This window comes from Actinoallomurus bryophytorum, assembly GCF_006716425.1.
GTDB lineage: Bacteria > Actinomycetota > Actinomycetes > Streptosporangiales > Streptosporangiaceae > Actinoallomurus > Actinoallomurus bryophytorum.
This window is the reverse complement of the sequence record NZ_VFOZ01000001.1, coordinates 7,324,023-7,337,494: the sequence shown is the minus strand read 5'-3', so window position 1 is coordinate 7,337,494 and position 13,472 is coordinate 7,324,023. Positions and strand designations below refer to the sequence as shown.

Genomic DNA, 13,472 nt, shown 5'->3' with positions numbered 1-13,472 from the left:
CGACCCCCACCTGACCTCCCCCGCACACCCGGCCTCGACTCATGCCGCCGCGCGTCAACTTGGGTTGACAGACGCCTCCGTGTCAACCTATGTTGACGGCATGAGCGATGGAGTACAGCTCGCCCAGGAGGCGAGCAGCCGTGACCCGGCGGTCGGGCTGCGGGCGGTCCGCGCACTGCGCGAGCTGGCCGAACGGCTCGAGACGTTGCAGGTCGGCAACGCACGCGACCAGGGATGGTCCTGGCAGGAGATCGCGGTCTGTCTCGGCGTCAGCCGGCAGGCCGTGCACAAGAAACACGGCGGCGGCCGGCGGATCCTCGGTAAGGAGCGGTAGGGATGTTCGAACGGTTCACAGACGAGGCGCGCCAGGTCGTGCAGCGGGCGCAGGAGGAGGCCCGCCGGCTGCGCCATCCCTACATCGGCACCGAGCACCTCCTGCTCGCACTGCTGGGCGGAGACGGCGGCCCGGCGGCACAGGCCCTGCGGGGCCGGAACCTCGACCCGGACGACCTGCGCCGGCGGATCGTCGGCATCGTCACCTCGGAGGGTGACGCCCTGGATCCCGAGGCGCTCGCCACCCTCGGCATCGACCTGGAGGAGGTACGGCGCGTGACCGAGGCGAGCTTCGGCCCGGGCGCGCTGGACGTGCGGGGCGGCAAGGTCCCGTCGGGACACATCCCCTTCAGCAAGCGGGCGAAGAAGGCCCTCGAACTCTCCCTGCGCGAGGCCCTGCGGCTGGGGCACAAGTACATCGGCACCGGCCACATCCTGCTGGGCATCCTCCGCGAGGGCGAAGGACTGGCGGCGCAGGTGCTCGCGACCACGGGCGTCGATCTCGACGATCTGCGGGACGACGTGACACGGCTGATTCCCCCCAAGGCCGCATGACCGCACTCCCGACGGTGCCGTACGGGGATCCCACGCCGTACGGCACCGAGGCGGGCCGTACCCCTGCCGACCGGGCGGTTCGCCGGGGAATGGCAGAATGCCGGCCGATGCGGGCGATCGACGACCACGACGAACTGGCGGCACTGTGCGGTGGCGACACCCTGTGCCTGTGGGCGGCCCAGGGCCTGGGCGGACGCGGCCGCGCCTGGGCGAGTGAGGACGGCCGTGCCGTCGCCGTCGCCGGGTCCGGCATCTCGCGGCGCGACCGGATCGCCGTCCACGGCCCCGCCGGTGCCTCGGTGCCCCTGGTACGCGAGGTCCTCGGTGAGGTCGGTCCCACGTACCGCCCGCTCGGACACCCCGGGTCGATCAGAGCGCTCGCCGACACTCTGCCCGAACTGGTGACCGGCAAGTCGTTCGGGTGGATGGAGGCCGAGGCCACCGCGTGCGGGCGGACGGAGAACGACGCCCCGTGCGAGCGGGCCGCCCGCTGGCTCGGCGGCGGCGAACTGCCCGAGGCGACGGCACTCCTGGAGGCCGTCTCCCCCGGTTCGGACGCGATGCCCGGCGTCCCCGGCGTCGAGCGGTGGGCCGGGATACGCGACGACGCGGGGCGGCTCACGGCCGTCGCGGCGCTCGCCTGGTCCGCTCCCGCGGTCGGCTTCATGGCGGGCGTGGCGGTGCGCGCGGACGCACGCGGACGCGGCCTCGGCCGGGCCGTCTGCGGCTTCATCCTCGCCGCCGCGCTGGCCCGGCATGGAAGCGCCGCCCTCATGGTCGATGAGACGAACCAGGCCGCGGTCCGCCTCTATCAGGGCCTCGGCTTGCACTACCGGCCGATTCTCGCCGCATTCGTCGGGCCATAGCGACCGTAATGCGGCCCGGCGAATGCCACAGAACACTTTTCGGGCGGAGAAAAGTTTGCGGATAGGTCACACCACACGGTGAACGAGGCGCTTGCCCGCTTTGTCCGGATAAGATGCCGCCACGATCGTATTGTGGAAGGTCGCGTCGCGGGGGGTCGCCATTCACGGCGATAGACGGGGAGGGTGAGCGTGACTCGGCACGACATGCCTGACGACGAACCTGACGCGGATCCGCCTCCCGAAGACCCCTGGGCGATACCTCCCCCGCCTCCCGGCGGCCGGCACCCGGGCACACCACCGGCCGCCGTCCCGCCGTGGGCCCCGCCTCCCCCGTACGGGGAGCGCCCGTACGACGACGAGGGGCCCACGGTCGACCCCGGCGGCAAGCCGCGGTTCGAGACCCCGCCGGCCTCCGATCCCTGGCGGATCCCGCCCCAGCCGCTCTGGGACCCGGCGAACGAGGCGCCGCCGTCCGAACCCACCGTGACGGACGCACCACTACCCTCCGGCTGGCCGGCGTACCACCTGCCCGTCCCGCGGAGCGAGCCGAACCCGGGACCCCCGGCGGGCGGCGACCCGAACGCCACCACGGTCGACCCGCACGCCACCACCTTCGACCTGCCGCCCTCGGCCACCAGCCCGCGCTCCACGCCGCGCCCGCCCGAACCCCGCGCACCCGAATCCCGCCCGCCGATGCCCGGGCAGCTCCCCTACGGCGGACCGCCGGGGGTCTATGACGAGCCGTGGCGCCGGGAGACGGCCCAGCGCGCCGGCGGCCGGCGGCGCCTGCGGCCGATCCTGATCACGGTGGCGGGCCTGGCCGTCGCCGCCGTGATCGCCGCCGCCGCCGTCGTGGTGCTGTCCGGACGCGGCACCCCGCACACCTCCACCGGGCCCGCCGCGAAGCTCGCGGCGGCCACGTTCACAGCGGACCCGGCGGCCAAGTCCGACGGCCGCGACCAGGAGCTTCTCGGCGTGGCGTCCTCCGGCTCGATCGTGGTCGCGGTCGGCGGAGAGGCCGACACCGCCGACTACCGCGGGGAGTTCCTGGTCTCCACCGACGGCGGGCGTTCCTTCCGCCTCGCCGACGTGCGCACGCCCGATGGCGCCGAGCCCGGATACGGCGACACGCCTCGTGTGGTGGGCGGCTCGGACGGCGCCTGGGTCGCCCTCGGCGGTTCGCGTACCGGCACCGCGGTCTGGACGAGCCGCGACGGCAGGACCTGGACCCGGCAGCCCGACTCGACGGGTGCGGTCTTCGGCCGCGACAAGATCACCCGGGTGGCCCGTACGAGCGGCGGCTTCGTCGCCGTCGGGAGCACTTCGCAGAAGGGCGACTACAGCGACGCCGTACCGGTGGTATGGTTGTCATCCGACGGCAGGCAGTGGCAACGCCTGGGCAACGACCAGCTCAAGATGTCGCTGTCCGGCGGACCGCTGTCGCTGATCGACGTCGCCACGCGCGGGAACACCGTCATCACCTACGGCTGGGCCACCGACGCCAAGGGCCAGATCATCAGGGACGGGGTGTGGCGTTCGGCCGACGGCGGGCGGTCCTGGGCCGCGGTCGACATCCCGCACCCCAAGGGCACCGCCGGGCCGGGCATCGCCATCGGCGCGACGGCCGGCGGGTTCGTCGCCGGCCGCAACGCGAGCAGCAAGTCCGAGCACTACGGCGTGGTGATGGCGTCGGCGGACGGCAGCCGGTGGCAGCCCGCCGGAGAGATCCACCTGCCCGGCTACGGAGGCCTGCAGCGCCTCACCGGATCCGACCGCGGCCTCGTCGCCGTGATCGGCGGCGACAAGAAGGTCCTGCTCGCCCGCAGCGAGGACGGCCGTGCCTGGCAGAACGGCGGCGAGGTGGCGACCTCGTCCGGCCGTACGGTCGAAGGCGTCGCGGTGACGGCCGGCGCGACCATCGTCGCCGGGCGCGAGGACGACGGCCAGGACACCGACGGCGTGCTCGCGGTACGCGACACGCTCGGCCAGGAGATCCCGGTCGACGTGTCCGCCATCCCGGGCGCCGCGCAGCCCGACCAGACCGTGACGTCCGTGGCCACCGGGCCGAACCTGCGGGTCGCGGTGGGCGGTACCAACGGCGACGGCGCCGTCTGGACCTCATCCGACGGCACCCGCTGGGCCCGCGCGAGCGGCACGGGCGAGGCACTGGCACGGCCCGGCAAGCAGCGGCTCATCGGCGTGACCCCGGGCGCCGCGGGCTGGCTCGCCGTGGGATACGACGCCGCGCGGCCTCTCGTCGTGACCTCGTCGGACGGCACGAGCTGGCATGCGGCCGACGGGTTCGACGCGGGCCCAGAGGGTCACGTGGCCACGTACGCCGCGACGGCCGGCGCGGGGGGCTACGTGATCGTGGGCGAGTCCGGTTACTCCGCGGGCACCTGGTTCTCCTCCGACCTGAAGTCGTGGAAGGCCGGCAACGGCGGCGACCTCGCGGGCAAGGCGACGGCCAACCGCTGGATGCGCAGCGTCGTGGCCGGGCCGTCCGGCTTCGTCGCCGTCGGCGGCCTCAGCGACCCGGCGGTCAAGGACGCCCCCCAGGGCAGGCCCGCCGTCTGGACCTCCGCCGACGGGCACAAGTGGACGCTGAAGCAGCTGCCGCAACCGGCCGGCTCGCTCGAGGGATGGTTCGACAAGGTGGCGATCAAGGGCGGCCTGCTCGTCGCGACCGGCACGGCGACGACCTCCTCCGGGCGCGCCGCGTTCGCGTTCGCCTCATCGGACGGGGGCACGTCGTGGCAGGAGGTCAGGCTGCCCAGGGCGGGCCAGGACGGCGCGGACTCCAGTGACCACAACTCCTTCGTCACCGCCGTGACCGCCACCCCAAAGGGTTTTGTCATCGCGGGCGCCGCGGGACGGCCGGGCCGCGAGGACGTGGTGCTGTGGACGTCGGCGGACGGGCACTCCTGGGCCGCGCAGTCGCCTCAGGGCACGGGCCTTTCCGGCCGGGGTGACCAGTGGCTCACGGGGCTGACCGTGCTCGGCTCCGATCTGCTGGCCGTCGGGATCACCGCGGACCACCACGGCGAACAGCCGACCTTGTGGCGGCGGCCATTGCCGTGAGTCATAGTGCTGTGAGTCATGTCGTCCGTAGAACCCGCGCGGGTAGGGCGCGCGGGTTCTTAGACCGGCCGAGACCCTGGGACCCCCGCCAGTGACGCGCCTGGACCGGATCATCATCGCCGCGGTGGTGCTGTTCGTCAGCCTCGCGGCCTGTGCCGGCATGCGCCTGCAGGCCGGCGGCGCCCCGCACCGCGCACTGGTGATGGCGCCGCACAGGGACGCGCCCGTGTCGGCGCCGGTACGCGTCATGCCGCTCGGTGACTCGATCACCGACGGCCTGCAGTCATCGGGCGGTTACCGCAGCGACCTGTGGCAGTACATGAGGGCCGACGGGATGAAACCCGACTTCGTCGGCTCACGGTCGGGCGGACCGTCGCAGCTGGACGACCGCGACGAGGAGGGTCATCCGGGCTGGCGCATCCGGCAGCTGTCCCAGCACGCCCGCGACTGGCTGCTGGAGTACCGGCCCGGCATCGTCCTGCTGCAGATCGGCACGAACGACGTGGTCCAGCGGTGGGGCCTGCCGACGGCCCCGGCACGGCTGAACGCGCTGCTCGACTCCATCACGGCGACCGTGCCGGCCGCGCAGGTGTACGTCGCGACGATCACCCCGCTGGCGGGCAAGGCCCGCGACGCACGGGCACGCGCCTACAACGCGGCCATCACGGGGCTCGTCGCCGCCAAGGCGGCCGCCGGCCGCCACGTCCACCTGGTCGACATGCATTCCGCGCTCTCCAAGGACGACCTGTCCGGCGACGGCATCCATCCCACCAGCGGCGGCTACGCCAAGATGGCCACGACGTGGTACTCCGCGCTGACCGGCCGGCCGATGACGCGCTGGGAGGCGGAGTCGCCGACGTACGCGACGGTCAACAACGGCGAACGCCTGACGACCCCGAACGCCTCGGGGAACGGGAAGGTCGGCTACCTGTCCGCCGCCGGCAGCTTCCTGGAGTTCGCGCTGCAGCTGCCGCGCGCCGGGCGTTACCGCCTGTACGTACGGGCCGGCAACGGCTCGGACGGCACGTGCGAGCAACGGCTCACCGTCAACGGGCGGCCGGGCGGAGAGCTGCGCTACCCCGCGTACGGATGGGACCGCTGGACGATCACGGCGGCCGACGTCGACCTGAACGCCGGACGCGACACCGTACGGCTGACCCACGCCACGTGCAGCGCGGAGATCGACACGATCGGCCTGGCGCCGGCACGTTAGGAGCCGGTCGCGGGACCCCCGGCGCGGATCCGGTCCAGCGCCGCCTTGAGCTTGGGCCGCAGGTGGCGCTGGGCCGGGCGTTCGACCAGCAGGTGGATGAGGGAGGCGGCGAGCAGCGCGCTCGCGATGAGGACGCCGAGCACGGCCCAGCGGCCCATGTGGGGGACCAGCCGCGGCACGAACGTGCGGGAGATCGTCTGGTGCACCAGGTACAGCGGGTACGTCAGCATGCCCAGCACGGTGAAGCCGCGCCAGCGGAGCCATGCCAGCCGATGGGTCGCGACCAGCGCCATGATCCCGAAGATCACCGTGACCACGGCCGGGATGATGTAGAGGGAGTGCGGCGCGGCCGTGAAGTCCGGGAAGTTGTACTTGACGTCGTAGTAGCAGCCGAGCGCCCAGCCCGCCCCGATGAGCAGCCAGACGAGAAGGTTCGAGCCGTACTTGTAGATGAGGTAGAAGCCCATACCGGCGACGAAGAACGGCGCGTACCGCCAGAGCAGCACGACCTTGAGAAAGGCGGAGTTCGATTCGAGGGCGAAGACGCTGAAGAACAGCCACGCGCCCATGAACGCGACGCATCGGGCGTAGGTGATGCGCGTCCACGCGAACAATGCGATGAGCACGTAGAAGTGCAGCTCGACATAGAGGGTCCAGTAGATGACCTCCATGCGCTGTGAGCCGACACCCTCCTGGAGCATCGTCAGGTTCGGCAGGAACCGTTCGAGCGGGCCGTCGGTGTTCGGGCCGAAGGGCACCCAGGAGTTGAACGCCAGGTACGCGCCGAGCGAGAGCAGCACACCGACCCAGTACGCGGGGAACAGCCGCACGATGCGCGAGACGACGAAGTCGCCCGGCTTGCGGCCCCACGCGCTCAGCAGGATGACGAACCCGCTGATCAGGAAGAACAGCTCGACGCCGAGGAAGCCGTAGCGCGTGACCGAGCCGAGCGCGGGGAAGACCCGGCGGGCGCTGCCGCCCGGCCACTCCGGCGCCGGGACGCCGGTGTAGTGGTGCAGCATCACGACCGCGGCGGCGACGAAGCGCAGGACGTCCAGCTCCCGCAGCCGCCCGCCGGCCTTGCGGACCGAACCCTTCGCCACCGGCTCGGGGTCTCCGGTGACGGGCTCCGCGGGCTCCGCCGGCGCTGCGTCCGCCACCGGTGCGCGTCCCGCGAGGGTCGTCACGGCGAACGGCATGGCGGCGATCGGCACGGTCCGGCGGTCACCGTTCGTCACGCCGGTGATCCGCACGACGACCTGCTCGTTGCCGGTCGTGTAGCCCTTGTAGTCGAAGCGCACGCCGGACTCGGCCACGTACTCCTGCCAGGCCCGGTACTCATGCTCCCGCCAGCCCGGATAGCCGAAGTACTCGTCGAAAACGATGACCGTGCCGACGGCCAGCCGGGGACCGACGAGGCCGAGCACGGTACGTGCCGAGGAGTAGAGGTCGGCGTCGACGTGCACGAACGCCACCGGATCCGGATGCTCCTCCAGGAAGTCCGCGAGCGTGTCCTCGAAGCGCCCGACGACCAGCTCCGCGCCGGGCACCTCCGGCGGCTCGTCCACCGCGAAGTGCCCGGCGGGGAACCCCTCGCGCCAGTCCTCCGGCAGTCCCTCGAACGAGTCGAAGCCGAAGACGTTCTTGCCCTCACGCGCCGCGGCGATGACCTTCAGCGTGCCGCCGGTGTGCACGCCGAACTCCAGCGCCATGCCGTCCTGCCCGGCGGCGAGCGACAGGCCGTGCTCCAGCGTGGCGAGCGGGTCGGGCAACCGCGTCGCGTCCGGCATGACCTCGCGGGCCAGCAGCTCGGCCTCGGCACGCGCGGTGTTCTCCGGGTCGGCCTCCGAGCGGGCCCGCTTGCGCCGTTCCGCCTCCAGCGGCGTGTCCGGCGGGGTGAGGAAGTCGACCGCGCCCTGGATGCCGCCCTCGTACGCGAGGCGCCCCTGTTCCAGCACGACGCCGCGGCCGCAGACCTGCTCCAGCGTGCCCATGTCGTGGGAGACGATGACGAGCGTGCGCCCCTCGGCGTGGAACTCCTGGATGCGTTCGAGGCACTTCTTCTGGAACGGCGGGTCGCCGACGGCGAGCACCTCGTCCACGAGGAAGACCTCGGGGTCGGTGTGCACGGCCACCGCGAAGCCGAGCCGCATGAACATGCCGGAGGAGTAGAACTTCACCTGGGTGTCGAGGAAGGACTCGATCTCGGAGAAGGCGACGATCTCGTCGTACCTGGCCTCGGTCTCGGCCTTGCTCATGCCGAGGATCGCGGCGTTGAGGAAGATGTTCTCGTGGCCGGTCAGGTCGGGGTGCAGGCCCGCGCCGACCTCGATCAGCCCGGCCACACGGCCGCGTACGCCCACCGAGCCCCGGTCGGGCTGCATGACGCCGGAGATGAGCTTCAGCAGGGTGCTCTTGCCCGAGCCGTTGAGACCCATGAGGGCCAGCGACTCCCCCTGCTCGACGGCGAGCGAGACCTCGTCCAGCGCGGTGAAGCGCTCGGACAGGCTCTGCCGCCGCGCCGCGCGTACGGTCATCTCCTTGATGGAGTGCGCATGCCGCAGGGTGAAGTGCTTGGAGGCCCCGTCGACGACAATGGACTCCATCAAAGCTCCTGGGCGAAGCGTCGCTGCAGCCGGGCGAAGACCAGCTGGGCCACGGCCAGCAGCACCAGCGCGGCGAGCAGGCCGGTCAGGCCGCGCGTGGTGAGGTGGTACGGGAAGGCGAGCCGCCCGCCGGGCAGGGCGGGCGCGCCGTTCGGCAGCGTGAGCGCCTGGTCGTTGGTCGGCCACCAGAAGGCCCGCTCGAACAGCAGCACCGCGCTGGTCAGCGGGTTGGCGAGGTACGCCTGGAGGAGCCAGCCGCCGTGCGTGGCCTCCTGCACCGTGGTCCACGGATAGATCATCGGGACCGACCACGGGACGACGATGTTGATGATGTCCACGACCTGCCCGAAGTCGCGGAAGAACACGTTGACCGCGCCGAACAGCAGGCCGAACGCCATCGCCAGTGCCGCCACGATGCCGAACGCCAGCAGGATCGAGCCGACCGCGATCCACGACGGCGCCCACCCGGCCCACACCGCGCCGCCCATGAGCACGGCGAGCGCCGGCAGCATGTGCACGCCGGAGACCAGCATCGAGGAGACGGGGAACAGCTCGCGCGGCAGGTAGACCTTCTTCACGAGCGGGGCGTTGCCGACGATCGACCAGGCCGTGGTGATCAGCGTCTCGGTGAAGAAGCTGATCAGCACCATGCCGGAGAACAGGAACACCGGGAAGTTCGGGATCGCCTTGCTCATCTTGAGGAAGATGCCGACCACGAAGAAGTAGACCGCGAAGTTGACCGCGGGGCGCACGTAGGACCAGCCGAGGCCGAGCAGCGATCCCTGATAGCGGCTGCGCAGCTCCCGGCGTACGAGCAGCCGCAGCAGGTACCTCCGCCGGGCGACGTCGTGCAGCCCGCCGCCCCGGCCCGGCGCGAGCAGCGGCTGGACCGTGGCAGGCCCTCCGGTCATGGCTGCTCCCGGCGGGCGGCCTCGAACGTCTCTCTCCAGCGGTCGGTCGAGGCGAGCTCGGGGATGGCCTCACGGTAGCGGCGGCTCAGCTCGGGCCACTCACGTGCGAGCCGCGCGTGCAGGGCCATGTTCCGCCGTACCAGTGTGCGGAACCGCTTGGGGTCGCGCTGGTACCACGCCGCCTTCGTACCGTCGGCCGAGGAGACCAGGGCGCTGTCGTACCGCGACAGCAGCCACCAGGTCTGGTCGACGTGCGGCACCGTGACCTCGGGGTGCTCGCGCGAGAAGGCGTCGACCGGCCGGAGCTGGCGGACCGCGCCGGCCAGCGCCGTCCTGATCATCGCCTTACGGCCCTCGGGGGCGGACGGCTCGCGCCCCTTCTTCGGCGGGTTCCGCCGCTTGACCTCGGGGAACTCATCGAGGTCCGGTTCGGCTCTCGCGTCGGGGAAGCCGCCGCGCAGGGCGCGCAGTTCGGCCATCTTCGTGGTCATCGCCCCGTGCAGGCCCTCCGGGCCGCCGAGCACGTCCTCGGCCGCCATGAGCATCAGCTCGACGGTGGAGTACTGCATCGCGAGCGCGTGCTTGGTGGCGATGAACATGCTCTCCTTGAGCATGTTGCCGCCGCGCGGGTACGGGGAGTACATCAGCGCCGTGATCAGGCGGTTCCGCTCGGTGTAGTAGGCCTGCCAGTCGAGCGTGTCGTCTTTCGAGTGCCAGGGCACGTGCCACACGGCCGCGCCCGGCAGCGAGACGGTGGGGAACCCCGCCTCGCGGGCCCGTACGCCGTACTCGATGTCGTCCCACTTGATGAAGAACGGCAGCGACAGCCCGACCTTGCGGATGACGTCGACCGGGATCAGGCACATCCACCAGGCGTTGTAGTCCACGTCGACGCGGCGGTGCAGCCACGGCGTCTCGCGCAGCGGGTGCGCGGCCAGGTCGTGGCCGAGGAACGTGTGCGGCGCGGGCGTCATCCACCAGCGGTAGCGCGCGACCGACTCGCCGAAGACGTGGAGCACCGAGCGGTTGAAGATGTCCATCATGTGGCCGCCGACGATCGTCGGTGTACGCGCGAGGTCGGCGAAGGCCACCGCGCGCAGGATGCCCTCGGGCTCGACCACGACGTCGTCGTCCAGGAGGAGCACGTAGTCGCTGCGGCCGGCGTCGAGGGTCTCGGTCATCGCGCGGGAGAAGCCCCCCGAGCCGCCGATGTTGCCCTGGTCGATGAGGCGCAGCCGCCCGCCGAGAGCCTCGGCCGCCTCCGCGAACTCCGGCTGGTCCTCGACCCGTTTGGTGCCCTGGTCGATGACGAAGATCTCATCCACGACGTCCAGGACCTCGCTCGCCTCACCCATCGCGAGCAGTTGCCCGACGCAGTACGCGGGGCGGTTGAACGTCGTGATGCCGATGCTCGTGCTGCCCTGGGCCCGGTCGGTGTCGGTGCACCACTCGGCGTGTTCGAGGACGACCTCGCGATCGCCGGCGGCGATGTCGAACCAGTACCAGCCGCCGTCGATGAAGGGATCCAGCGGCAGGTCGAGCTCGCGGTCGACCGCCGTGTCGGAGTCGACCTCGAGCTGCGTCACCCGCTGGACGAAGCCCTTGCCGGTCGAGCGGTAGACGATGACGATGGCGTCGCCGCGGACGCGCATCCGCAGCCGTACCCGCTCCACGACGCTCCAGCGGCGCCAGTAGCTCGCCGGGAACGCGTTGAAGTAGGTGCAGAACGACGCCCGGCCGCCGGCCGCCACCGCGGCGCTCCGCCGCCCGGCGACCCGGACCTCGCGCTGCCCCGGTCCTGCGGCGGCCGTCTCCCCGCGCCCGCCGCGGCCTTCGACGTACAACTTCAGTACGTCGAGGTCGCGGTCGGCGGGCAGGACGACCCGCTGCAGAACTCTCATGTGGCCTCCTTGGTGCCGATACGACCGCGGAAGCGCGGCCGCAGGCGGTTGTCGACCATGGTCAGCGCCGAGGCGATGGCCATGTGCATGTCGAGGTAGCGGTAGGTGCCGAGGCGCCCGCCGAACCAGACGTCCTTTTCGGCGCGGGCCAGCTCGCGGTAGCGGGTGAGCTTCGCCCGGTCCTCGGCGGTGTCGATGGGGTAGTACGGCTCGTCGCCGGGTTCGGCGAAGCGGGAGTACTCCCGCGCGATGACGGTGCGGTCCGCGGGGTATCGACGTTCCGGGTGGAAGTGGCGGAACTCGTGGACGCGGGTGTAGGGCGTGTCCTCGTCCGCGTAGTTCATCACCGGAGTGCCCTGGAAGTCGCCGGTCGGCAGCACCTCACGCTCGAAGTCGAGCGTGCGCCAGCCGAGCGCGCCCTCGGAGTAGCCGAAGTAACGGTCCAGCGGGCCGGTGTAGACGACCGGGACGTCGCCGGCGGTGCCCAGGTCGAAGAAGTCGGTGCCGAGGCGTACCTCGATCCGCGGGTGGTCGGCCATGCGTTCGAGCCATGCCGTGTAGCCGTCCACCGGCAGGCCCTCGTGGCGGTCGGCGAAGTAGCGGTCCTCGAAGGTGTAGCGCACCGGGAGCCGCGTGATGATCTCGGCCGGCAGCTCGCGCGGGTCGGTCTGCCACTGCTTCGCCGTGTAGCCGCGGATGAACGCCTCGTACAGCGGGCGCCCGATCAGGGAGATCGCCTTCTCCTCCAGGTTCTTCGGCTCGGCCACCTCGCCGGCCTGCTCGGCGATCAGCGCGCGTGCCTCGTCCGGGGACATGGCACGGCCGAAGTAGGTACAGATCGTGCCCAGGTTGATCGGCATCGGGTAGACGCGGCCCTTGTAGATCGAGAAGACCCGGTGCCGGTAGCCGGTGAAGGCGGTGAACCGGTTGACGTAGTCCCACACGCGTTCGTTGGAGGTGTGGAACAGGTGCGCGCCGTACCGGTGCACCTCGATGCCGGTCGACGGCTCGACCTCGCTGTACGCGTTGCCGCCGATGTGGTCGCGGCGCTCGGCGATGAGGACCCGCAGGCCCAGCTCGCGCGCGCAGCGCTCGGCCACGGTCAGGCCGAACAGTCCCGAGCCGGCGATGACGAGATCAACGTTCACGTGCGGCCTCGGCGGGCGCGTCGCGGACGCCGCGTGGGGCGACGAACCGCCGGTAGAGCGGGCGGCGGATCCAGGCCGGCGTCAGCCGGTAGCCGCCGCGGACGCTCACGTTGCGAAAGTACTGGGCGCGCGTGGTGAAACCGCCCCGCAGCAGCTCGCGCTGCAGGCGCAGCTCGGCGCGCAGCAGCGCCACTCCCCCGCGCCGCTCGTACGCGCCGTCGCCCACGCGGTAGTACACGAGAGGTTCGGTGAGGTTCACCATCGTCGCGCCGGTGGCGATCATGCGGGCGAACAGCCAGTAGTCCTCCATCAGCGGGAGGTCCCCGTAGCCGCCCGCCGCGACCACGGCCCTTCGCCGGTACACCACGGTCGGGTGGTTGAAGGGGTCGTGCAGGCGTGCGTACCGTGCGATGTCGCCGGGATCCGACACCGGCGTACGGCGGCCCACGATGTCCCCTCGGTCCGAGCCGAACTCCAGCATGCCCGCGCCGACCAGGTCCGCGCCGTCCTCGATCACCGGCAGCTGCACCGCGAAGCGCTGCGGCATCGCGATGTCGTCGGCGTCCATGCGGGCGACCACGTCGTGCCGGCTGGCCTCCAGCCCATGGTCCAGGGCGACGCCCAGTCCGCCGTTGCGCTCCAGGCACACGAACGTGACCTCGACCGGGCTGCCCGCCCGTACCTCGTCCAGGCATACGCCGAGGTCCGAGGGCACGGGCCCGTCCTGCACGAGAACGACCTGTTCGGGGCGGCGCGTCTGGGCGTCCACCGCACTGCGGAACGCCTCCCGGACATAGTCCGTACGGTCGCCCGCGTAGACGGTGAGGAGAAGAGAGAAGGGTTCGGCCATGCGTCCAT

The 13,472-nt window shown here is 71.7% G+C and carries 9 protein-coding genes and 1 pseudogene; 5 read left to right on the top strand and 5 right to left on the bottom strand.

Annotated elements, in window-relative coordinates; genetic code table 11:
- The first annotated feature begins 100 nt into the window (after window positions 1-100).
- From FB559_RS33980 to FB559_RS33960, 5 genes and pseudogenes are all read left to right on the top strand, one after another.
- Window positions 101-334: an RNA polymerase subunit sigma-70 gene (locus FB559_RS33980; RefSeq protein ID WP_141961019.1), complete on the top strand. Its 234-nt coding sequence runs from the start codon at window positions 101-103 to the stop codon at window positions 332-334.
- 2 nt (window positions 335-336) lie between these two features.
- A pseudogene (locus FB559_RS33975) lies at window positions 337-870 on the top strand (Clp protease N-terminal domain-containing protein); the annotation flags it as partial.
- 14 nt (window positions 871-884) lie between these two features.
- A complete protein-coding gene (locus FB559_RS33970; protein ID WP_221640321.1) occupies window positions 885-1,754 on the top strand; it encodes a GNAT family N-acetyltransferase in 870 nt (289 codons plus the stop codon).
- Window positions 1,755-1,958: 204 nt separating this feature from the next.
- Entirely contained in the window at window positions 1,959-4,835 is a 2,877-nt protein-coding gene (locus FB559_RS33965) for a WD40/YVTN/BNR-like repeat-containing protein (protein WP_141961017.1), read from the top strand.
- 91 nt (window positions 4,836-4,926) lie between these two features.
- Window positions 4,927-6,048 carry a GDSL-type esterase/lipase family protein gene (locus FB559_RS33960; RefSeq protein ID WP_141961016.1) on the top strand — a complete coding sequence of 374 codons (1,122 nt, stop codon included), beginning with the start codon at window positions 4,927-4,929 and terminating at the stop codon, window positions 6,046-6,048.
- Here the strand turns inward: FB559_RS33960 and FB559_RS44245 are convergent.
- From FB559_RS44245 to FB559_RS33925, 5 genes are read right to left on the bottom strand one after another with little or no spacing between them, the layout of a single operon-like run.
- Complete coding sequence (locus tag FB559_RS44245; RefSeq protein WP_185792530.1) at window positions 6,045-8,654, bottom strand: ATP-binding cassette domain-containing protein; 2,610 nt, start codon at window positions 8,652-8,654, stop codon at window positions 6,045-6,047. The genes FB559_RS33960 and FB559_RS44245 overlap by 4 nt on opposite strands.
- A complete protein-coding gene (locus FB559_RS33940; RefSeq protein WP_141961015.1) occupies window positions 8,654-9,565 on the bottom strand; it encodes an ABC transporter permease in 912 nt (303 codons plus the stop codon). The genes FB559_RS44245 and FB559_RS33940 overlap by 1 nt, the downstream gene beginning before the upstream one ends.
- On the bottom strand, window positions 9,562-11,466 hold the full coding sequence (locus tag FB559_RS33935; RefSeq protein ID WP_141961014.1) for a glycosyltransferase: 1,905 nt from the start codon (window positions 11,464-11,466) through the stop codon (window positions 9,562-9,564). Before FB559_RS33935 ends, FB559_RS33940 begins: the two co-directional genes overlap by 4 nt.
- Entirely contained in the window at window positions 11,463-12,614 is a 1,152-nt protein-coding gene (gene glf, locus FB559_RS33930) for a UDP-galactopyranose mutase (protein WP_141961013.1), read from the bottom strand. Before glf ends, FB559_RS33935 begins: the two co-directional genes overlap by 4 nt.
- On the bottom strand, window positions 12,604-13,464 hold the full coding sequence (locus tag FB559_RS33925) for a glycosyltransferase (protein ID WP_141961012.1): 861 nt from the start codon (window positions 13,462-13,464) through the stop codon (window positions 12,604-12,606). Before FB559_RS33925 ends, glf begins: the two co-directional genes overlap by 11 nt.
- Between the last annotated feature and the right edge of the window lie 8 nt (window positions 13,465-13,472).

What these genes read in the sequence shown, in the direction of transcription:
- FB559_RS33980 (WP_141961019.1), top strand. Translation starts at nt 101, where the DNA reads ATGAGCGATGGAGTACAGCTCGCCCAGGAGGCGAGCAGCCGTGACCCG.
- FB559_RS33970 (WP_221640321.1), top strand. Translation starts at nt 885, where the DNA reads ATGACCGCACTCCCGACGGTGCCGTACGGGGATCCCACGCCGTACGGC.
- FB559_RS33965 (WP_141961017.1), top strand. Translation starts at nt 1,959, where the DNA reads ATGCCTGACGACGAACCTGACGCGGATCCGCCTCCCGAAGACCCCTGG.
- FB559_RS44245 (WP_185792530.1), bottom strand. Translation starts at nt 8,654, where the DNA reads ATGGAGTCCATTGTCGTCGACGGGGCCTCCAAGCACTTCACCCTGCGG.
- FB559_RS33940 (WP_141961015.1), bottom strand. Translation starts at nt 9,565, where the DNA reads ATGACCGGAGGGCCTGCCACGGTCCAGCCGCTGCTCGCGCCGGGCCGG.
- FB559_RS33935 (WP_141961014.1), bottom strand. Translation starts at nt 11,466, where the DNA reads ATGAGAGTTCTGCAGCGGGTCGTCCTGCCCGCCGACCGCGACCTCGAC.
- FB559_RS33925 (WP_141961012.1), bottom strand. Translation starts at nt 13,464, where the DNA reads ATGGCCGAACCCTTCTCTCTTCTCCTCACCGTCTACGCGGGCGACCGT.